The sequence below is a fragment of the Agromyces sp. Root1464 genome (assembly GCF_001427265.1).
Lineage (GTDB): Bacteria > Actinomycetota > Actinomycetes > Actinomycetales > Microbacteriaceae > Agromyces > Agromyces fucosus.
Window position 1 is genome coordinate 419,411 of sequence record NZ_LMFU01000002.1, and the last position, 18,976, is coordinate 438,386.

At 70.5% G+C, this 18,976-nt stretch carries 15 protein-coding genes; 2 read left to right on the plus strand and 13 right to left on the minus strand.

Annotated features, from left to right (window positions below):
* Positions 1–29: 29 nt before the first annotated feature.
* The 8 genes from ASD23_RS07795 to ASD23_RS07830 form a co-directional block, all read right to left on the minus strand.
* Positions 30–782, minus strand: coding sequence for an IclR family transcriptional regulator (locus tag ASD23_RS07795; protein ID WP_056009050.1), 753 nt, complete (start codon positions 780–782; stop codon positions 30–32).
* Positions 769–1,725, minus strand: a complete 957-nt coding sequence (locus tag ASD23_RS07800; protein ID WP_056009053.1) for a LysR family transcriptional regulator — start codon at positions 1,723–1,725, stop codon at positions 769–771. The genes ASD23_RS07795 and ASD23_RS07800 overlap by 14 nt, the downstream gene beginning before the upstream one ends.
* A 166-nt stretch (positions 1,726–1,891) precedes the next feature.
* Entirely contained in the window at positions 1,892–3,136 is a 1,245-nt protein-coding gene (locus tag ASD23_RS07805) for an MFS transporter (protein WP_056009056.1), read from the minus strand.
* An 82-nt stretch (positions 3,137–3,218) separates the two neighbouring features.
* On the minus strand, positions 3,219–4,250 hold the full coding sequence (locus tag ASD23_RS07810; protein WP_056009059.1) for a fumarylacetoacetate hydrolase family protein: 1,032 nt from the start codon (positions 4,248–4,250) through the stop codon (positions 3,219–3,221).
* Positions 4,247–5,308, minus strand: coding sequence for an amidohydrolase family protein (locus ASD23_RS07815; protein ID WP_056009062.1), 1,062 nt, complete (start codon positions 5,306–5,308; stop codon positions 4,247–4,249). Before ASD23_RS07815 ends, ASD23_RS07810 begins: the two co-directional genes overlap by 4 nt.
* Positions 5,305–6,438, minus strand: a complete 1,134-nt coding sequence (locus ASD23_RS07820; RefSeq protein ID WP_056009067.1) for an FAD-dependent monooxygenase — start codon at positions 6,436–6,438, stop codon at positions 5,305–5,307. Before ASD23_RS07820 ends, ASD23_RS07815 begins: the two co-directional genes overlap by 4 nt.
* 73 nt (positions 6,439–6,511) lie before the next feature.
* Positions 6,512–7,543, minus strand: coding sequence for a cyclase family protein (locus tag ASD23_RS07825; protein WP_056009074.1), 1,032 nt, complete (start codon positions 7,541–7,543; stop codon positions 6,512–6,514).
* A complete protein-coding gene (locus ASD23_RS07830; RefSeq protein WP_056009077.1) occupies positions 7,540–8,532 on the minus strand; it encodes a fumarylacetoacetate hydrolase family protein in 993 nt (330 codons plus the stop codon). Before ASD23_RS07830 ends, ASD23_RS07825 begins: the two co-directional genes overlap by 4 nt.
* A gap of 265 nt (positions 8,533–8,797) precedes the next feature.
* On the opposite strand from ASD23_RS07830, the gene ASD23_RS07835 reads away from it, so the two are divergent.
* The gene (locus ASD23_RS07835; protein ID WP_056009080.1) at positions 8,798–9,832 is read left to right on the plus strand and encodes a VOC family protein; all 1,035 of its coding nucleotides are present in this window, start codon (positions 8,798–8,800) and stop codon (positions 9,830–9,832) included.
* A gap of 159 nt (positions 9,833–9,991) precedes the next feature.
* On the opposite strand, the gene ASD23_RS07840 is transcribed toward ASD23_RS07835, so the two are convergent.
* Positions 9,992–11,206, minus strand: coding sequence for a cytochrome P450 (locus tag ASD23_RS07840; RefSeq protein ID WP_056009083.1), 1,215 nt, complete (start codon positions 11,204–11,206; stop codon positions 9,992–9,994).
* A 70-nt stretch (positions 11,207–11,276) separates the two neighbouring features.
* The gene (locus ASD23_RS07845; protein WP_056009086.1) at positions 11,277–12,248 is read right to left on the minus strand and encodes a PDR/VanB family oxidoreductase; all 972 of its coding nucleotides are present in this window, start codon (positions 12,246–12,248) and stop codon (positions 11,277–11,279) included.
* A 120-nt stretch (positions 12,249–12,368) separates the two neighbouring features.
* Between ASD23_RS07845 and ASD23_RS07850 the strand changes: the two genes are divergently transcribed.
* Complete coding sequence (locus ASD23_RS07850) at positions 12,369–13,262, plus strand: IclR family transcriptional regulator (protein WP_082571520.1); 894 nt, start codon at positions 12,369–12,371, stop codon at positions 13,260–13,262.
* Here the strand turns inward: ASD23_RS07850 and ASD23_RS07855 are convergent.
* The 3 genes from ASD23_RS07855 to ASD23_RS07865 are packed head-to-tail and all read right to left on the minus strand — an operon-like array spanning position 13,174 to position 18,973.
* Complete coding sequence (locus ASD23_RS07855; protein WP_056009089.1) at positions 13,174–15,462, minus strand: glycoside hydrolase family 3 C-terminal domain-containing protein; 2,289 nt, start codon at positions 15,460–15,462, stop codon at positions 13,174–13,176. The genes ASD23_RS07850 and ASD23_RS07855 overlap by 89 nt on opposite strands.
* A complete protein-coding gene (locus ASD23_RS07860) occupies positions 15,459–18,110 on the minus strand; it encodes a family 78 glycoside hydrolase catalytic domain (RefSeq protein ID WP_082571305.1) in 2,652 nt (883 codons plus the stop codon). Before ASD23_RS07860 ends, ASD23_RS07855 begins: the two co-directional genes overlap by 4 nt.
* Complete coding sequence (locus tag ASD23_RS07865) at positions 18,107–18,973, minus strand: carbohydrate ABC transporter permease (protein WP_056009094.1); 867 nt, start codon at positions 18,971–18,973, stop codon at positions 18,107–18,109. The genes ASD23_RS07860 and ASD23_RS07865 overlap by 4 nt, the downstream gene beginning before the upstream one ends.
* Positions 18,974–18,976 lie beyond the last annotated feature (3 nt).

Genomic DNA, 18,976 nt, shown 5'->3' on the forward strand with positions numbered 1-18,976 from the left:
GCACACCGGGCGGAACGACGGACGTGCGCCTACGGTCGGTGTCCGAGCGCCGCGGAGATGCCCCGGCCCGCGATGCGCACTCCGAGGGCGAACTGCGGCTCGTCCAGGCGCTCGACGTGCGCGATGATCGACACCGCCGCGACCACGTCGCCGGTGGCGTCGCGCACCGGGGCGGCGACCGAGAAGGCGCCCCGCGTCAGCGCCTCGACGGACGTCGCGATGCCCGATGCGCGGATCCGGGCCATCCGTTCGCGAAGCGCATCCTCGTCGATGATCGTGCCGGGAAGGAATCTCCGCGGACCCGCGGCGATGACATCCTCGAAGACCCCCGGCGGCGCGAACGCCAGCAACGCCTGGCCGACTCCGGTCGCGTGCAATGGCAGCCGGGAACCGATGTCGGTGATGGACGGCACGGCGTGAGCTCCCGACATCCGCTCGAGGTAGACCGCGCCGAGTCCCTCGCGAACCGCGAGGTGCACATGCTCGCCCGTCGACTGGAAGAGGTCCTCGAGGTAGGGCTTCGCTGCGATGCGGAGCCGCCTCGACGAGGGCTGGCGTACCGCGAGCCGCCACAGCTTGATGCCCACGCGATACCGGCCGTCGCCGGAGCGCGTGATGCCGCCCCAGGCCACCCACTCCCCGAGCAGCCGGTGCGCGGTCGACATCGGAAGCCCCGCCCGCTCGGCGATCTCGCTGAGCGTCAGTTCGTCGCCGCGCTCGAACGCGTCGGCGATCGCGAAGAGCTTCTCGGCGACCCGGCGGTCGTCGTCACCGCGGGGCATGGGCCGGCCCGTCGAGGGCGGGCGCGGCGGCGAGTGCGGTGCCCGCTTCGGCGAACAGACCGCGCATCCACTCGTGCTCGGGATCACGTCGATGCACCGGATGCCACCAGAGGGCGTTGTGGATCTCGGTCGCCTCGAACGGGGGCGCCAGCACGCGGAGCCCGGGCATTGCGCGCACGATGCCGGCGAGGCCGGCCTGCACGAGGCCGAGGCGACGCGTTCCGGCGACGAATCCCGGAAGGCTCAAGAAGCTCTCGACGACGACCTCGACGCGCGGTTCGATGCCGAGCTGCTGGATCTGCCGGGTCGCCGACGTGAACGCCGATCGCGACTGGTACGTGAAGACCCACGGCAGCGCGGCGAGATCCTCCATGCTGAGCGACTCGCCGACGTCGGGATTGTCGTCGGCAGCCACGATGACCCAGCCGTCGGTCCAGAGGTCGGTGTAGGGAAGTCCGTCGAGGAATCCGTGCGGCATCAGCATGCCGTCGGCGCTCCGGAGCCGAGTGGCCGCGTCGTCGACGATCTGCGGGGTGTGCAGCAGGAAGCGGAATCGCACGCCCGGCGCTCGCTCGGCGGCGAGCATCGAGACACGACGCCCGATGGTGGCGAATGCGTAGTCGGAGCCGTATACGGCGAACTCGCGGGTCGACTCGCGCGGGTCCCACTCCGCTTGCGACTCGAAGACGCGACGGGCGGCGTCGAGGGCCGAGGCGGTGTGCTCGGCGAGGCGCGACGCGAGCGGCGTCAACTCGTAGGTGTTGCCCTGCCTTGCGAGGATCGGGTCGTTGAAGTGCGCGCGCAACCGTGAGAGCGAGGCGCTCAGTGCCGGCTGGCTGAGCCGTAGGCGCTCGGCGGCGCGCGTCACGCTGCGTTCGGTCAGCAGGGCGTCGAGCGAGATGAGGAGGTTCAGGTCGAGGCGCGAGAGGGAGCGATCGGACACGGCATCGTGCTTTCGGATCGGGTGGAGCGGAATCCGAGCTTATCAATCCCCGCGATGGGCCATGGGTTGAGTATCAGAGCCGTCGATGAGAAATCGACGGCTCGGCCTGCACAGCAGGCCCGCACGCCCGGCGCCGCGCTGGTGGCGGACGCCGGGCGTGGCCGGCTCAGGCCGAGACCGTCTCGGAGTCCACCAGGGCGGGCCGTCGCAGCAGCACTCCGAGGACGATCGCGACGACGGCGGCCGCGATGCCGACGACGCCGACCGCCACCGACAGGCCGCCGACCGCGGCCCCGAGCGCGCCCATGAGGATCGGCGTGAGGAACTGGCCGAGGTAGAACGAGGTCTGCCACCATCCGGTCGAACGACCGCGCTGCTCGAACGCGATCTTCGACAGCGCCCAAGTGAGGAGCGTCGGCAGCAGCAGGCCCGAACCCGCCGAGGCGATGATCGCGCCGACGATCACTGCCGGGAGCGCCCCGCCCAGCCAGATCACGAGCATGCCGATCGCCTGCAGGCCGAACGCGATCGGCAGCTGCACCCGCGGCGCCAGCTTGGCGATCCGCGCGAACGTGAACGCTCCGGCCGCGGTGGCGAGCGAGGCGAGCGCTGCGGCGAGCCCGATGACGCCAGTGTCGGTCGCCGCCACGCCCGTGCCGACGACGAGGTAGCTCGTCTCGATGATGAGCACGTAGAACGTGAAGCCGCCGAAGAGCGTCACCACGAGCGGAGCCGCGAGCAGCTTCCAGGGCACGCGCACCTTCTCGCCTGCGGCGATGCCCGCCACGTGCGCGTCGGTGCGGTCGTCGCGGCGAGGCTCCCACAGCAGGAAGATCATCGGGACCGCGATGAGGATGCTGATCGCGTACACCCAGAACGGCGTGTGCCAGCCGGCGACGCCCAGCGCGCCGCCGACGGCGATGAAGACCGTTGCCGCGAGCGTCGTCACGACGGTCTGCAGGCCGAGGTACCTGGTGCGACGCTTCTCCTCGTGGAAGTAGTCGACGATCAGGGTCGTGCAGACGGTCATGATCGCCGCCTCGCAGACGCCGACGAGCACGCGGCTGAAGAGGATCAGCTGCAGATCTTCGAGCCAGGCCGGCGCGGTGCCGACGAGCGCGTACGCGAACATCGCGACGATGAGGAGGTTCTTACGCCCGAGCCGGTCGACGATCTGGCCGGCGAACGGGGCGAAGATCGCGATGATGAGCGCCGGGATCGCGACGATCATCGGCACGAGCACCTCGGAGCCGGGCTGGTCGCCGAACACCTCGGAGAGCTGGGGCAGGATCGGCGTGATGAGCACCGATCCGAGCACGGGCATGCAGCTGCCCGCGAGCAGGAGGACCGCCTGCCAGAAGCCGGCGGTGCGGGCGGCGACGGGCTGCGTCGCCGGGCGGGTATTCGTCATTGAATCTCCTCGATCGGTGGTGGGGATGGGTGGTGCGTTCGTGGTGGCGGGTGGCGGGTGGCGGCGGTCTGGCACGTCCCGGTCAGTGCGCGGCCGCAGGCGAGACGTACGACGGATCGACGGGTGCTCCGGGTCTCGCGCGCGAGCGGGTTCTCGCAGGGCCGATCCGCGGAGCGGCGATCGCCGCCCCGACGACGTTGCGGATCTCGCCGATCCCCTCCACGCGCATGACGACCTGATCGCCCTCGACGAGAGGCGCCGGCACGAGCGTTCCGGCCCGTCCCCAGAGCTCACCGAGGCATCCGCCGTTTCCGGCCGTGCCGGACCCCAGCACGTCGCCGGGCACGACCCGCGAGTTGCGCGAGGCGTAGGCGACGAGCTCGGCGAAGGGCCATCCCATGTTCGAGAGCAGGTCGATGCCGATGCGGTCGCCGTTCACGAGCACCTCCATGCCGATGGGCAGGAAACCCTCGGCGTCGTGGCGTCCGGCGAACTCGTCGGCCGTCACGATCCACGGGCCGAGGGTCGTGGCGAAGTCCTTGCCCTTGCACGGCCCCAGGCGCACCTTCATCTCGCGGGCCTGGATGTCTCGTGCCGACCAGTCGTTGAAGATCGTGTAGCCGAAGATGTGGTCGGCGGCTTCGACCGGGTCGAGGTTCGAGCCGTCGCTACCCTCGACTCCCCCGATCACCGCCGCGACCTCGAGTTCGAAGTCGAGCCGCTCCGTCACGGGCGGGTGCACGGTCGCGCCGGTCGCGATCACGGAGTGCGGGTTCGTGAAGTAGAACGTCGGGAACTCGTACCACTCGGCGTCCACGCCCTGCCCGCCCGATACCGAGCGCACGACGCCCTCGACATGCTCCTCGAACGCGACGAAGTCGCGCACGCTCGGCGGCACGATGGGCGGCAGCAACCGCACGTCGCCGAGAGGCGTCCGCCGGGCCGGCTCGGAGTCGGCAGCGGCGGCCGCAGCATCCGCGATCCCGGGCAGTTCGGTCAGCCCCATGCGCAGTACATCGAGCACGGTGAGCTCATCGGGGAACCGCTCGACGTGCGCATCGACGACGAAACCCTCGCCGAGGACGCCGAGGTGCTCCCATCGCGCGATCCTCATGGCGACACCGCCCGATCGAGCGCGGGAGACAGCGCCGGGATCAACGACCGGATACTGCCCGACAGGATCGCGCGCTCGGCGACCTCGCCCAGCCCTGCCTCGCGCACGAGTGCAATGGGATCCTCCACGCCCATGTCGAACGGGAAGTCGCTGCCGAGCACGACCCGGTCGGCACCGGCTGCGCCGACGAGCGTGCGGAGGCCTGCGGCGTCGTGCACGAGCGAGTCGAACCAGAGACGTCGCAGGTAGCTCGACGGCGGCTCGATGCATCCGTGCGCCTCCGGCCGCACGCGCCACGCATGGTCGCTGCGGCCGAGGTACCCGGGCAGGTAGCCCCCGCCGTGGGCCGCGACGACGCGCAGACCTGGATGCCGGTCGAGCACTCCCGAGAAGATCAGGTGCGAGAGCGCGACGGCGTTCTCCGTCGGCTGGCCGACCGTGTTGGCGAGGTAGAAGCGGTCGAGCCGCTCGTCGAGCGTGCAGCCGAACGGGTGCAGGAAGACGACGGCCTCGAGCTCCTCGGCCCGTGCCCAGAACGGTTCGAGGCGCTCGTCGGAGAGCTCGACGTCGCCGGCGCTCGAGGAGATCTCGACCCCGGCGAGCCCGAGCTCGAGCACGGCGTACTCGAGTGCAGGAACGAGGAGCGCCGGATGCTGCAGCGGCACGAGGCCGAGGCCGAGGAGCCGGGCGGGGGCGGCGGCCACGAGCTCCGCGGTCGCGAGGGATGCCGCCCGTGCGATGCGGTCGGCGAGCGAGGCATCAGCCCACGGATAGTAGTGCGACGGCGACGGCGAGACGACCTGGATGTCGATGCCCGCGTCGTCCATGGCCGCGAGGCGCGTCGGCAGGTCGGTCAGCTTCGCGAACCGCTCGCGGATCATGACCCCCGACGCTGCGAGCGACTCGGGCCCGTTGCGTCTGGCCTCGAGGTCGGCGGCGGCCGCGAATCCGTCGGGATCGCTCGCCTGCACCAGGCCCCGCAGGGCGGGCAGCAGCACGTGCGCGTGCACATCGACCACGGGCTCGTGCGCGTCGATCACGGGCTCGCGCGCGCTCATGCCGGCTCGCTCACGAGCGAGCCGACCCGGTACATGAGGCCGGGCACGTCGGCGTCGCGCTCGTGATCGAGCATCCACTGCCCGACCTGCACGGATGCCTCGACGACCGCTTTCGCCCGGGGAATCCGCCGTGCATGGAACTCGTCCCAGAGCGATGCGTCGACCGTGTCGCGGCCGAGCAGGAGTTCGGCGAGCACGAGCGCGTCCTCGGCGGCCTGCGCGGCGCCCTGCGCGATCGTGGGCGGGCAGCTGTGCGCGGCGTCGCCGATGATGACGACGCGCCCGCGGTTCCAGGCGTCCGGCACCAGGTGAGCGGTGAACCAGGTGTAGTTGACGCGGGCCGATGCCGTGAGCGAGGTGCGGATCTCGTCCCACGGCCCGCCGTAGCCCTGCGACAACTCGCGCATGCGGTCGATGCGCTCGGTCTCCCCGAGGTCGCCGTGATCCTGCGCCGCCTCGACGAGGTACGCGTACATCGTGTCCGCGCCGGTCGGGCAGTAACCCGCGATGAATGCCGGGCCGCCGTAGTAGAGGTCGGTGTGCGTGACCGACTCGGGTCGGGGCACGAACGCCCTCCAGATGCCCATGCCGGTGCGGTGCGGAGCCACGTCGATGCCGAGCTTCGCGCGGATGCCGGAATGCAGGCCGTCGGCGCCGATGAGGAGGTCGTAGCGGTCGGTGCGCCCGTCGGAGCGCGTCACGTCGACGCCGGCGTCGTCCTGCTCGAACGACGTGACCGTCGCGGCGAGGTGGATGTTCGCCCCGACCTCCCGCGCGCGCTCGGTGAGGATGCGGGCGAGGTCGGGCCGGTACATGCCCGCCGTGGCCGGGTACTCGTCCCCGCCGGTGCGCTGGTCGGGGATCTGCGCGAGCACGGGTGCTTCCGGTCCGGGCGCACGGATACCGAGCACGTCGAAGGAGTAGGACTCCTCCTGCACGGCCGGCCAGATGCCGAGCCGTCCGAAGACGCGGAGCGCGTTGCCCTGCAGGGTGATGCCGGAACCGAGCGCGCCGGGGTCGGGCTTCTGCTCGAACACGTCGACGTGCACGCCGCCCTCTGCCAGGAGGATCGCGGCGGCGATGCCGGCGACCCCGCCCCCGGCGATGGCGACTCGTGAGACTGCGGTCATCGTTGACTCCTTGTGGTTCTGCGGTGGTGCGTCGTGGTGGTTCTGCGGCGCAATCGCGCCGTCGCTGAGCGGGCTACTTGAGGGCGATGGGGTTCACGGGTGACCCGACTGCGCCGGTGATCGGCAGCGGCGGTGCGGTGAGGAGGAACTCGTAGCGACCATCGGCGGCGCAGTCCTCGGCGAGCGCGTCGAGGTCCCACATCTCCCCCACGGTCAGCCCGATGTTCGGGATGACGACCTGGTGCAGCGGCTGGAACGCGTCGTCGAACTCGTTGGGCCGCACCTCGAAGCCCCACGTGTCGGTCGCGATCGCGGCGACCTCGGTGCGGTGGATCCAGCCGGCCGTCGTGAACGAGAGGCCGGCGCTCGGGCCCCCGGCGTACCCGTTCCAGCCTTCGCGACGAGCACGGGTGTAGCGGCCGGTCCGCACGAGGACGAGGTCGCCGCGCCCGACGCGCGAGGTCGGCCCCTGCGCATCGATGCACGCCTCGAGGTCGTCGACCGTGATCGCGTAGCCGTCGGGCAGCTCGTCGCGGCCGGCCTCGTCGAGCCGGGGCCCGAGGAATCGGCCGAGGTCCAGCAGCACGCCTCGTCCGACGATGGCGGATGCCGCGTGCTCGATGCCCGTGACGAGGTCGCCCTCGCTCGTGACGACCCGGCCGGCTGGCCGGCCATTCCAGGCCATGCCGCGATCGAAGATGTGGCCGAGGCCGTCCCACTGCGTCGAGCACTGCAGGGGCATCGCGATGACGTCATCGGCGCCGCCGAGGCCGTGCGGGAACCCCTGGCCGATGTACTCGGCGTCGGTGCCCGTGTCGAGCATGGTGTGCACGGGGTTCGTGCGGCGGCGCCAGCCCTGCTGGGGGCCGTTCATGTCGAACGGCTGCGAGAGCGAGAAGGATGCACCGCGTCGCACGAGCGCCGCTGCCCTGGCCCGGGCGTCGTCGTCGATGAGGTTGAGCGTGCCGAGCCGGTCGTCCTCGCCCCAGCGGCCCCAGTTGCGGTATGCCTCGGCGGCGGCGGCGATGTGGCTCAGCGGGTCGGCGCGGTCCAATTCGCGTGGATCCTCGGTGAGGATGCTCGGATGCTCGCTCGTGGTCCTCATGCCGGCACCCGTGCAGCCGCGGCGTGCACGACCTGCGAGCCGAGGCCCTCGATGGTGCCGACCATGACGTCGCCGTCGCGCAGCATCCGGCCGTGCACGACCCCGTTGCCCGCTGGACTTCCGGTCAGCAGCAGGTCGCCGGGCAGGAGCGGCATCGTCTCGGAGGCTGCGGCGATCAGGGCAGGAATGTCGAAGAGCAGGTCGTCCGTCGTGGCATCCTGCATCGTCTCCCCGTTGACGGTGAGCGTGAGGCGGAGGCCTCCCGCGTCCGCGATGTGCCGTGCGGGCACGAGGAACGGTCCGGTGGGCAGGAACCCGGGCGCATTCTTCGCCCGGTACCAGTCGGTGCCGATCTCCTTCATGTCCTGGCGGAACACGAGGTCGCGCGTCGTGACGTCGTTGACGATGGTGTAGCCGGCGACGTGCGCGAGCGCGTCCTCCCGGCTCACCCGGAAGGCCGGCGCGCCGATGACGACCGCGAGCTCCAGCTCCCAATCGTGCTGGTCGCTGTAGGCGGGCAGCTCGAGGATCTCCTCGGTACCGACGACGCACGCGGGCAGGCCGATGAAGAAGTACGGGATGCCCTCGCGGGCGCGCCGATCCATGAGTTCGGCGGCCCATTCGCGCAATTCCTCGACCGGGCGGGGGTCCTGCTTCGCACGGCCGGCGACGACGAGGTCGATGACGTGCGTGCGGTAGTTGGCGCCGGTCTGCAGCACCTGGCGCGGCTCGACGGGCGCGAGCAGGGTGGCGGCCTCGAGGGGCTGCCAGGCAGCATCCGAGGACCGGTCACCTGCCGCGGCGAGGGCGGCGATGCGATCCCAGGCCGCTTCGCCCTCAGCGAGGAAGTCGTTGAGCGACTCGGCACCGAGCTCCTCGGCGGAGAGCTGGCGAATGCGATCACCGACGACGAGTCCGGGCACTGGGCCGGTGTCGGAGGCGAAGCGTGCGAGGGCGAAGGGGACGGTCGGGCCTGACGACGTCGTCACGTGTGGATCTCCGTTCGCCGGATGCTTCGGTGCATCCGGTGTGCTCGATCCAAGTGCGTCCGTGCGCATCAGGAAAGCGGAGATCGCTGATGCGACACATCAGCCTGAGTGATACTCCGCCCCAGTCGGCGGTGAACTCACGAGCATCACCGCCATCGATGCGCGGTATCCGTAGATTCACCTTCCCGGATACCACTGCGGCGCTCAGGGTGGTTCTGTGGCGCCACGTGCGCACAGCCCAACCGGAACGACCGAAGGATCAACGATGATCAAACTCCTCTCCCACCTCGCGCACGTCGAGATCGCGGCACCCGACCCCGCGGCATCCGTCGCCTTCTACGAGCGCCTCGTCGGCGTTCGTGCGATCGCGAGCGAAGGCGGCAAGACGTACCTGCGCTCGTGGGGCGACTACTACGACTACAGCCTCGTGATCTCGCACGGCGCTGAGCCGGCCCTCGTCGAGATGGCGTGGCGCACCACGAGCGACGAGGCCCTCGACGAGGCGGCTCGCCGCATCGAGGCCGCCGGCGTGACCGGTGTCTGGCACGACTCCGGCTTCGGCCACGGTCGCTCGTACACGTTCACCGGGCCCTTCGGCCACACCATGAAGCTCTTCTGGGACGTCGACAAGTACCGCGGCGAGGGCGAGTTCGCCTCGGTCTTCCCCGACCGCCCCGAGCGTCGCAGCCGGCATGCGGTGGGGCCGCGCTCACTCGACCACGTGACCGTCGCCGCCCGCGACGTGCGCGGCTTCGCCGAGTGGTACCGCGACGTGCTCGGCTTCCGCATCATGGCGTACACCGTGCTCGACGAGGCGCCGGTCACCGTCTTCGGCGTCATCACGACGAACGAGAAGTCGCACGACCTCGGGGTGGTGCTCGACACCTCGCAGCGCGCCGGCCGGGTGAACCACTACGCCTACTGGGTCGACACCCGCGAAGACCTCCTCCAGGCTGCCGACGTGCTCATGGAGAACGGCGTCGCAATGGAATACGGCCCCTCGATCCATGGCATCGGCGAGCAGAACTTCCTCTACTTCCGTGACCCGAGCGGCATGCGCGTCGAGGTCAACACCGGCGGCTACCGGAACTACGTGCCCGACTGGGAGCCGAACGACTGGAAGCCGTCACAGGGCTCGAACAACCTCTACCGCAACGGCGCGATGCCGATGTCGATGACCGAGTCGTTCCCGCCGGATGCCGCACCGTCGGCCACCGAGGAGGGACTGCACCCCGACACGGCCGAGGTGATCATCGCCGACGCTCTCGCGAACCCGTACGCGAAGCAGGGTCGCGGCTGATCGTTCCCAGCAGAGTCGGGCCGCTCGCCCCGGGAGACCGGGACGGGCGGCCTCGTTCATGCTCCAATGCGGAACGCGGTCATGCGATCACACAGGTACGGCCCGCGTGCTCCGTCGCGCCGTGCCCGGCCGGCTCGGCGGCGGCGTCACGGCCCGGGATCACGCGAGCTCCACGCGCATCGGCATGCGCTTCCACGCCCGGAGCGTGTTGTTCAGGTGGCGCTCCGGGGTTCCGATGAGCTGGACCGACGCGACCCGGCGCGCCAGCGCCGTGATGAGCGACGTCGCCTCGAGGCGCGCGACATGCTGGCCGACGCACTGGTGGATGCCCATGCCGAACCCGACGTGGCCGGAGGGGTCACGGGACAGGTCGAAGCGCTCGGGATCGGTCCAACGTCTCGGGTCGGAGTTGGCCGAACCGAGGAACATCAGGATCTTGCTGCGGGCGGGGATGCGCACGCCGCCGAGTTCGATGTCCCGCGTGGTGGTCCGGAAGAACGTCTGCACTGGCGCCTCGAGCCGGATCGCCTCATCGAAGGCCACGCGGGCCAGCCCCGGCTGGGACCGAAGCTGCGCCCACGCCTCCGGATGCGTCGCGAACGCGTGCAGGACCGCCCCGATCGCGTGCACCGTGGTGTCCACGCCCGCCGAGAGCAGCGACCGCACGACGAGCGGTGCCTGGGCGGCGGTCAGGTCGCCGCGGTCGGCGGCGGCCCAGATCCCAGACCCGAAGCCGCCGGGGCTGAGGCGATCCCGCAGGCACTGCGCGTTCACCCAGGCCGAGTGCTCGCCGATGTGCGGCGCTCCGTGCTGCACGAGGAAGTTCTCGGGCCCGAAGCTGTTGAACAGGTGGTCGCCGTACGGCAACAGATGTTCTCGACCCTCGGCCGGGATCCCTACCGCATCGGGGAACACGCGAAGCGGAAAGGCCTCCGCGAACGCCTCGACGGCATCGAACTCCAGCCCCTGCCCGAGCACCTCGTCGACGAGGCCCTCCGCATCGGCCTGCCAGCGAGGCGCCAGTTCGCGGAGTTCACGCGGGCCCAGGATCTTCTCGAGTACCGAACGCGGCGCATCGTGATGCGGGGGGTCGGCCTCCAACAGCAGGCTCGGCGGTCGCCACGGCGCCTCGCTCCGGAAGTCGGTGATCCCGACGCCGGCCGAGGACTCGAACCCCTGCCAGTCGAGCAGCGCTGCTCGCACGGTCTCGTAGCGTCCCATCGCGTAGACGCCGTAGCGCTCCAGGAGGACGACCTCCCCCGCTTCGCGGAGCCGATGCTGGAAGGGAAGGGGGTCGGCGAGGACCTCCTGGCTGAACGGGTCCTCGTCCGTGGTGGGAATCGCCGTGGCGAATGGTGGCGTACGGGTGGTCATCTGGGCTCTCTTCGTCGAGGCGGGTGTCGTGGTGGGTCGGTCGTGCAGGCGGTCCGCGGAGGGCGCCGCCTCAGAGGGAGACCACCAGGCGGTCGCTCTTCGCCCTCGAGACGCAGGGGAAGAAGCAGGTGCCGTCGGCGCGCTCCGCGTCGTCGAGGATCGAGTCGCGGTGGTCGGGCACGCCGGCGACGACCCTGGTCTCGCACGTGCCGCAGACGCCGCGCGAGCACGAGGTGAGCAGGTCGAAGCCCGCGCTTCGGAGCGCGTCGGCGACCGGCACTCCCGGCACGACGCGGATGCTCCGCCCGGTGCCGATGACTTCGACGTCGAACGCCGTGGTGCGAGCAGGCTCGCCGCGGTCGGCCGCCGCGAACCGCTCGACCCTCGTCCAACCGGGCCTGCGCTCGGCGGCGAGTTCGGAGATCGCCTCGATGAGGCGCGTCGGCCCGCACGCGTAGAACTTCGTCTCGGCCGGCGCCGCGGCATCCGGCCCCGACTCGAGCCACGAGCGGATGTCGGTGGGACCGACCTCGTCGGACGCCCGGACCGTGACCCGGTCGCCGTACCCGGCGAGCTCGTCGACGAACGCCATGCGCGAGCGCGAGCGGCCGAGGTAGAGCAGCCGCCAGTCGGAGCCGAGCAGGCTCGCCGCGCGCAGCATCGGGAGCATCGGCGTGATGCCGATGCCACCGGCGACGAACGCGAACGCGGGCGCAGGGGTCAGGCGGAAGTTGTTGCGCGGGCCGCCGAACCTCACCAGATCGCCCTCACGCAGCTCGTCGTGGACGTAGCGCGAGCCACCGCTCCCCTCGGCTTCGCGAAGGACGGCGATGCGATAGGCGGCGGCCTCTCGGGGGTCGCCGTGCAGGGAGTACTGGCGCGTGGTGCCATCGGGCAGCACCAGGTCGAGGTGCGCGCCGGGCGTCCAATCGGGGAGGCGACCCCCATCGCGGCGTTGCAGCACGAGGGAGACGACATCGTCGGCGACCTTCGTCTTCGCGGCGACCACGAGGACGTCGTCCCCGGTCTCGATCAGCGCCATCGCTGCCTCCCTGTCTTCGTCGACGATCGGTAGGGACACGGTAGGTCGAGCGAGACCACGATGGTGGGCGTTTTCGAATCAATCGAAAGCCGAATAGGCTCGACGTGCGAAGGAGGCATGATGGCACGCGCATCCGCAGGCCGATCGACGCTGAGTCGCCAACTGCAGGTGCTCGACGCGTTCAGCATCGACTCGCCGTTCCTCAGCCTCTCCGAGCTCTCGAGGCGCAGCGGGCTGCCGGTCGGCACGACGCACGCCCTGCTCGCCGACCTCGAGGAACAGCGGCTCGTCGAGCGCGGCGCCGATCGCACCTACCGTCTCGGCATCCGTCTCTGGGAGCTGGCCTGCCGCACCCCCGGTGCACTCGGGCTGCGCGAGATCGCCATGCCGCACCTCCAGGAGGTGCACGGCTCGATCGGCCAGCACGTCCAGCTCGGCATCCTGAGCGGCGGCGACGTGCTCTTCCTCGAACGGCTCTCGAGCCGCGACGCCGTCGTGAACGCGACGATCATCGGCGGACGCCTCCCCCTGCATGCCTCGGCCGCGGGCCTCGTGCTGCTGGCGGACGCCGATGCCGCCACCCGCGACGAGGTGCTGGCCGGCCCCCTGCGCTCCCTCACCGACGCCACCATCGCGGATGCCGCGGAGCTGCGCCGTGTCCTCCACCGCGTTCACACCCAGCGCTTCGCCGTCGCCGACGGGTACATCCACCCGAGCGCCCGCGGCATCGCGGTGCCGGTCACGGGCGCGGCCGGCGAGACCGTCGCGTCCGTCGGCGCGGTCGTGCCGAACGACGACGCACCATGGATCCCGCTCGTCGACTCGCTGCAGTCGGCCGCCGAGCACATCTCGGCAGCACTCCGCGCGGCAACGCTGCCTCAGGCCCATCCAGAGGCGAGCCCCGGCGGACGCTACCGCGCGCTCGTCAGCTCGTCGGACGAGTCGATGCAGTACCTGGCCGGTCCTGCGAACCGGCGGCAGCCGCACTCACCCGCAGGAGCAACTCCTCGCTGAGGGCGTTGCCGGCATCCACTGCGAGCCGGTGGATGGGAAGCCCGCCGATCATGAGCAACGCGGTCGGATTCGTCAGCATCCCGACCGTCGCGCCGGTCGGATCCGCGGCGCGAAGCTCGTCGAGCAGCATCGCGCCGGCGATCGGGTGGTCCAGCCATTCGACCAGGGTCGAATGCGGGGTCAGCGGCAGGTCGGGTTCCGTTGCGTCGATCTCGACGGCGACGCTCTGGCGGAGGTCGCGAGATGACGCCCCGAAGGCGAACACGTGCGTTCCGCCGTCGGCGACCCACTGCCCCGCGGCCTCATCCCAACGCTCGATCGAGCGGCGGTCGACGCGTACCGAGACCGATCCGGACGCGCCCGGCTCGAGCTCGATGGCCGCGAACCCGGCGAGCGTTCGCACGGGCCGGCGGACCTGGGACTCGGGCGGGGACACGTACACCTGCACGACCGCACGAGCGGCCCGTGTACCGGTGTTCCGGACGGTCGTGCTAGCGACCCAGCCGGAGCCGTCGGGCGTGACATCCGCGTCGTCGAACTCGAACGTCGTGTAGGTCAGTCCGTGGCCGAAGGGATACGCGACCGGCGACCCGGCGCTGTCGTGCCCGCGGTATCCAACGAACACGCCCTCGCCGTAGACGCTGCGGCCGGCCTCACCCGGGAAGCTCAGGTAGCTCGGCGAATCCGAGAGCGCGAGCGGCACCGTCTCGGCGAGCCGACCGGAGGGCGCCGCCGCGCCTACGAGCAGTCCGGCGAGGGCGTCGGAGACGCCCTGTCCGGCCAGTCCGGCCAGGAGGATCGCATCGACGTACGGGCGCCAGGGCTCGAGCGAGACCACGCCGCCGGCGATCACGACGACCACCGTGCTGGGAGCGGCGAGGGCGACCCTGCTGATGAGTCGGACCTGCGCCTCCGGCAGGTCCATCGTGGTGCGGTCGTAGCCCTCAGATTCAGCGGTCTCGGGAAGTCCGACGATGACGACGGCGACATCGGATGCAGCGGCGACGCGGACCGCCTCGGCGAGCAGTTCATCGCTCGTCGTGACGGCATCTGGCAGGTACCCGGGCGCGTGATCCACGGTGCCGACGAGCGGGCGGAGCGCCTCAACGATCGAACCGGCCGCGGGAGCGTTGACGCCGGCGCTTCCGGCGCCTTGGATCCGCGGCTCGTCGGCGAGGGCGCCGATGACGCCGACCCGAGCGGCACCGCCCAAGGGCAGCGTCTCGTGCTCGTTCCTGACGAGCACGGCTGCCTTCCGAGCCGCCTCGACGGCGAGCGCGGCGGCACGTTCGCGGTCGACCGGGCGCGCGTCAGCTCGTGCCACGACCCGTTCGCCGAGTGCGATGATCCGCTCGGCGGACCGACGCACGACGGACTCGTCGAGCACGCCCGCTCGCACCGCCTCGACGATCTGCGCGTCGGATGCCCCCGAGGTCGACGGCATCTCGAGGTCGAGACCGGCGCTGACGGCGCGGACGCGGTCCTCGACCGCACCCCAGTCGGAGACCACGACCCCGTCGAAACCCCACTCCTCGCGCAGGACGCCGGTGAGCAAGCGTCGGTCTTCGCTCACGTAGGAGCCGTTCACCCGGTTGTAGGACGCCATCACGAGCCAGGGCTTCGCCTCGGTGACGACGGCCTCGAAGGCCGCGAGGTAGAGCTCCCGCAAGGCGCGTTCGGAGACCTCGGCGCTCACGCGCATGCGGTCGGTCTCCTGGTTGTTCGCGACGAAGTGCTTGACGCAGGCGCCGACGCCCGCATCCTGCACGCCGCGGACGAAGGCCGTTGCGAGGCGAGCGGTGAGCAGGGGGTCTTCGGAGTAGTACTCGAAGTTGCGGCCGCCGAGCGGCGAGCGCTTGAGGTTCATGCCGGGGCTCAGCAGCACGTCGGCGCCGGCAGCGCGTGCCTCGTCACCGATCGCACGGGCGACGCGTTCGACGAGCTCCGGATCCCAGCTCGACGCCAACGCGGACGACGTCGGGAAACAGGTCGCGGGCATCTTTCCCGACCAGTCGGGCAGGTTCATGGCGACGCCGTTGGATCCGTCGGTCATCATCACGGCGCGGATGCCGCGCTCCGGCAACGCCTTCGTCGAGGCGAAGTCGGCGCCCGACAGCAGGCTCGCCGCATCTTCGAGTGGGAGCTCGGCAGAGAGCGCCTCGGCGCTCGCGCTCGCGCTCGCGTTCGCGTTCGCGCTCATCGTGCACCCTCCAGCATCATCTGCGCGCGCTCCTCGGGATTGTGGATGTTCCATCTTCGCGGTCGAGCAGCATCCTCGTCGGGTGTCCGATGGGCGAACTCGAACCGGTGGGCACCGGCCCCCACGGTCTCCACCTGGTCGGTTCCATCCGGCAGGACCACCTCGGCGGTGACCCCGACCGGGATACGAAGTTCGACCGTCATGCGGCCGCCCTCGCGGACCCATTCGCACGAGATCGTGCCGAATGGGCTGTCGTGACGCACCGACGCGCGTCCGAGTCCCCCGCCGGGCCGCGGCGCGATGCGCACCCGCCGGTAGCCGGGTTCCAACTCCTCGAGCCCGCCGACGACGCGGTGGAGGAAGTCCGCCACCGCTCCGAGGGCGTAGTGGTTGAAGGACGTCATCTCGCCGGGGTTGATGCGGCCGTCGGGCAACATGCTGTCCCAGCGCTCCCAGACCGTGGTCGCTCCCATCGTCACGGCGTACAGCCACGATGGCGCTTCGGTGCGGAGGAGCAGGTGATAGGCGTCGTCGAGGTGGCCGGTCGAGGTGAGTGCATCGCACACGATCGGCGTCCCGACGAATCCCGTGGCGATCAGGTGATCGCCCTCGGCAACGAGGACCGCGAGGCGCTCACCTGCCTCGCGATACTGGTCGCCCTCGAGCAGTTCGAAGGCGATCGCCACCGAAAGGGCGGTCACCGTGTCGCTGACGACCCTGCCCGAGGGCGCGACGTAGTTCGTGCGGAACGCCGTCGCTGCGAGGTCGGCGATGTGCGCGTAGCGCGCCACCGCGGCCGTGTCGCCGAGGAGTTCCGCGGCAGCCAGCACCAACCGCGCGGTGCGCGCGTGGTACGCCGTCGCGACGAGGCTGGCATCTGTTCGAGAGTCGCCTGGGCGTTCGGGCGGTGCCGCGGGATCGAGCCAGTCCCCGAGTTGGAAGCCCTCGTTCCAATGGCCCGTCTCGTGTGTGAGCGCGAAGACCTGCTCCACCCACGCGCGCATGCTGTCGAAATGGGTGCGCAGGAGCTCGAGATCCCCGGTGCGGCGGTAGAGGGTCCACGGCACGATCACGGCCGCATCACCCCAGGCCGCGGCGGGGTCCACGGGGAAGCCGCAGTCGATCCACGGGTGGAAGTTCAGCACCGATCCCGTTGCCTGCTGCTCGGCGGCGAGGTCCCGAAGCCAGTTCTCGAGCACGCCCGTGGCATCGAACAGGTACGACGCAGTCGGCGCGAAGACCTGGATGTCACCGCTCCAGCCGAGCCGTTCGTCGCGCTGGGGGCAGTCGGTCGGCAGGTCGACGAAGTTGTCGCGCATGCTCCAGACGACGTTCTCGTGGAAGCGGTCGAGCAACGGGTGGTCTGCCTCGAACCAGCCGGTCCGGCGCATGTCGGAGTGGACGACGAGGGCCTCGATGCCGTCGGTGCCGGCATCGGCCGGCCATCCGATGATCTCGGCGTACCGGAAGCCGTGCAGTGTGAACCTCGGGGTCCAGGTGACGGGCTCGGCGGTGGCGAACGTATAGGCGTCCTCGGACGTGGCCGAACGGAGCGGGCGGAGCGCCAGCTCCCCGGCCTCGAGTACCTCGGCGTGCCGAAGGGTCACGGTCTCCCCCGGCGTTCCGGCCACGGTGAATCGCAGTTTGCCCGCGATGTTCTGGCCGAAGTCGAGCAGGAGGCGGCCGTCGTCTCGCCGTTCCGCGGTGACGGGACGGATCGACTCGATCACCCGCACGGGTGGTCCAGTCGGCGCCTCGAGTTCGGCGGAGAACTGCCGACGCGGAAGCGTGTTCGCGGCCTCCCAGTCGTCGGCGGCGAATCCCGGCGCGGACCAGCCGTCGGGCTCGAGGCGGGCATCGTGGCGTTCGCCCTCGTACAGCCCGGTGGCGACGATGGGCGCTGGTGCGTGCGTCCAGTGCAGCGGAACGACGCGCACGCCGCGGTCGTCTTCGATCTCGAGCTGCAGCAGGAGCGAGACATCCGTGCCGTAGTTGTCCCACAGCCCGCCGTTGAACCCGAGCCTGCCGCGGTACCAGCCGTCGGCGAGCCATGCGCCGATCGCATTCCGCCCCTCGGCCAGCGTCTCGGTGATGTCGAGCGTGCGATAGCGGAGGCGATGGAGGTAGCTCGACCATCCGGGCGCGAGCACCTCGTCGGATGCCGCGGTGCCATTCACCTCGAGATCGTAGACGCCGTGCGCCGTCGCGTAGACCCGTGCCCGGCGCACGCGTCCCTCGACGTCGAACTCCGCACGCAGGAGGGTTGCGGCTCGCGCGCTGTCATGCGGCGCACGCAGGGACGGGGAGACCCAGTCCACGACCCAGTCCACGGCGTCGAGGAGTCCGGCTTCGACCCGGACCGGTGCGCTCCAGGCGGTGGGCGCCTCGTCGCCGACGAGATGGGAGCGAACGCGCACGTGTGCCGCTTCGCGGGACCGGAGCGGCCGTGCAGGCCAGGGCTGGTAGAGCGTGTCGGTGGAATCCACGACGACCGTCGTCGATTCATCAGTGCCGATGAAGCTCACCTCGACCTCGTACGCGCGCTGCGAACGCTCGCCGCTCAGGGCCCAGCTCAGGCGAGGGGCGGCGACGCCGATCCCGAGTGTGGCGGCAGCGTGCTCGAGCCGGAGGCCCTCGATGCCGGTCATCCCTTCACCGAGCCCGCCGTGAGGCCCTTCATCACGCGCTGGTTCAGGAAGAGGTAGATCGCCAGCGTGCCGATGACGTTGACCGCGATGGCCGCGAACGTCGGGCCGTACTGGATCTGCCCGAACTGCCCGGTGAAGTTCAGGAGGCCCACCTGGATGGTGCGGAGGTCGTCGCGGGTCGTGAACGTCAGGGCGATGAGCAGGTCGTTCCAGATGAAGAAGAACTGCACGAGCGCGACGGTGAAGATCGCGTTGCGCACGAGCGGGAAGCCGATCGTCCAGAACATTCGGAAGATGTTCGCCCCGTCGAGGGTCGCGGCCTCGAAGATCTCGCGCGGCACGGAGCGGAAGTAGGTCGCCATCATGAATACCGTGAGCGGCAGGCCGATCGCGGTGTACGTGATGATGAGCGGCCAGAGCGAACCGGTGAGGCCGGCACGGAAGTAGATCGTGAACAGCGGCAGCAGGATCATCTGGCCCGGGATCATGATGCCCGCGAGGAACGCCAGGAGCACGGGCCCGCGACCCTTCCACACCATCACCTCGAGGGCGAAGCCTGCGGCCACGCCGAACACGATGGTGAAGAAGAGCGCGGGGACGACCGCGAGCACGCTGTTGCGGATGTAGACCCCGAGGTTGCCGGTGGTCCACGCCTCGACGTAATTGCTGAAGTTCGTCCAGTCCTCAGGCAGCGCCCACGTCGGGTTGTTGAGGAACTCCTCCTGCGTCTTCAGGGAGCCGGTGAGGAGCCAGAACAGCGGATAGACCACGACGACGAGCAGAATCCCGACGATGATCCAGACGGGGATGCGTCGAACGAAGCGGATGAGGCGTGGCGAGCGATCGGTGAAGGTGGCGGTCATGGT

Bases quoted from the DNA above. Each gene is read 5' to 3' on its own strand.
- ASD23_RS07805 (WP_056009056.1), bottom strand. From the start codon at position 3,136: ATGACGAATACCCGCCCGGCGACGCAGCCCGTCGCCGCCCGCACCGCC.
- ASD23_RS07835 (WP_056009080.1), top strand. From the start codon at position 8,798: ATGATCAAACTCCTCTCCCACCTCGCGCACGTCGAGATCGCGGCACCC.
- ASD23_RS07860 (WP_082571305.1), bottom strand. From the start codon at position 18,110: ATGACCGGCATCGAGGGCCTCCGGCTCGAGCACGCTGCCGCCACACTC.
- ASD23_RS07840 (WP_056009083.1), bottom strand. From the start codon at position 11,206: ATGACCACCCGTACGCCACCATTCGCCACGGCGATTCCCACCACGGAC.
- ASD23_RS07865 (WP_056009094.1), bottom strand. From the start codon at position 18,973: ATGACCGCCACCTTCACCGATCGCTCGCCACGCCTCATCCGCTTCGTT.
- ASD23_RS07820 (WP_056009067.1), bottom strand. From the start codon at position 6,438: ATGACCGCAGTCTCACGAGTCGCCATCGCCGGGGGCGGGGTCGCCGGC.
- ASD23_RS07795 (WP_056009050.1), bottom strand. From the start codon at position 782: ATGCCCCGCGGTGACGACGACCGCCGGGTCGCCGAGAAGCTCTTCGCG.
- ASD23_RS07845 (WP_056009086.1), bottom strand. From the start codon at position 12,248: ATGGCGCTGATCGAGACCGGGGACGACGTCCTCGTGGTCGCCGCGAAG.
- ASD23_RS07825 (WP_056009074.1), bottom strand. From the start codon at position 7,543: ATGAGGACCACGAGCGAGCATCCGAGCATCCTCACCGAGGATCCACGC.
- ASD23_RS07850 (WP_082571520.1), top strand. From the start codon at position 12,369: ATGGCACGCGCATCCGCAGGCCGATCGACGCTGAGTCGCCAACTGCAG.
- ASD23_RS07855 (WP_056009089.1), bottom strand. From the start codon at position 15,462: ATGAGCGCGAACGCGAACGCGAGCGCGAGCGCGAGCGCCGAGGCGCTC.
- ASD23_RS07815 (WP_056009062.1), bottom strand. From the start codon at position 5,308: ATGAGCGCGCGCGAGCCCGTGATCGACGCGCACGAGCCCGTGGTCGAT.
- ASD23_RS07810 (WP_056009059.1), bottom strand. From the start codon at position 4,250: ATGAGGATCGCGCGATGGGAGCACCTCGGCGTCCTCGGCGAGGGTTTC.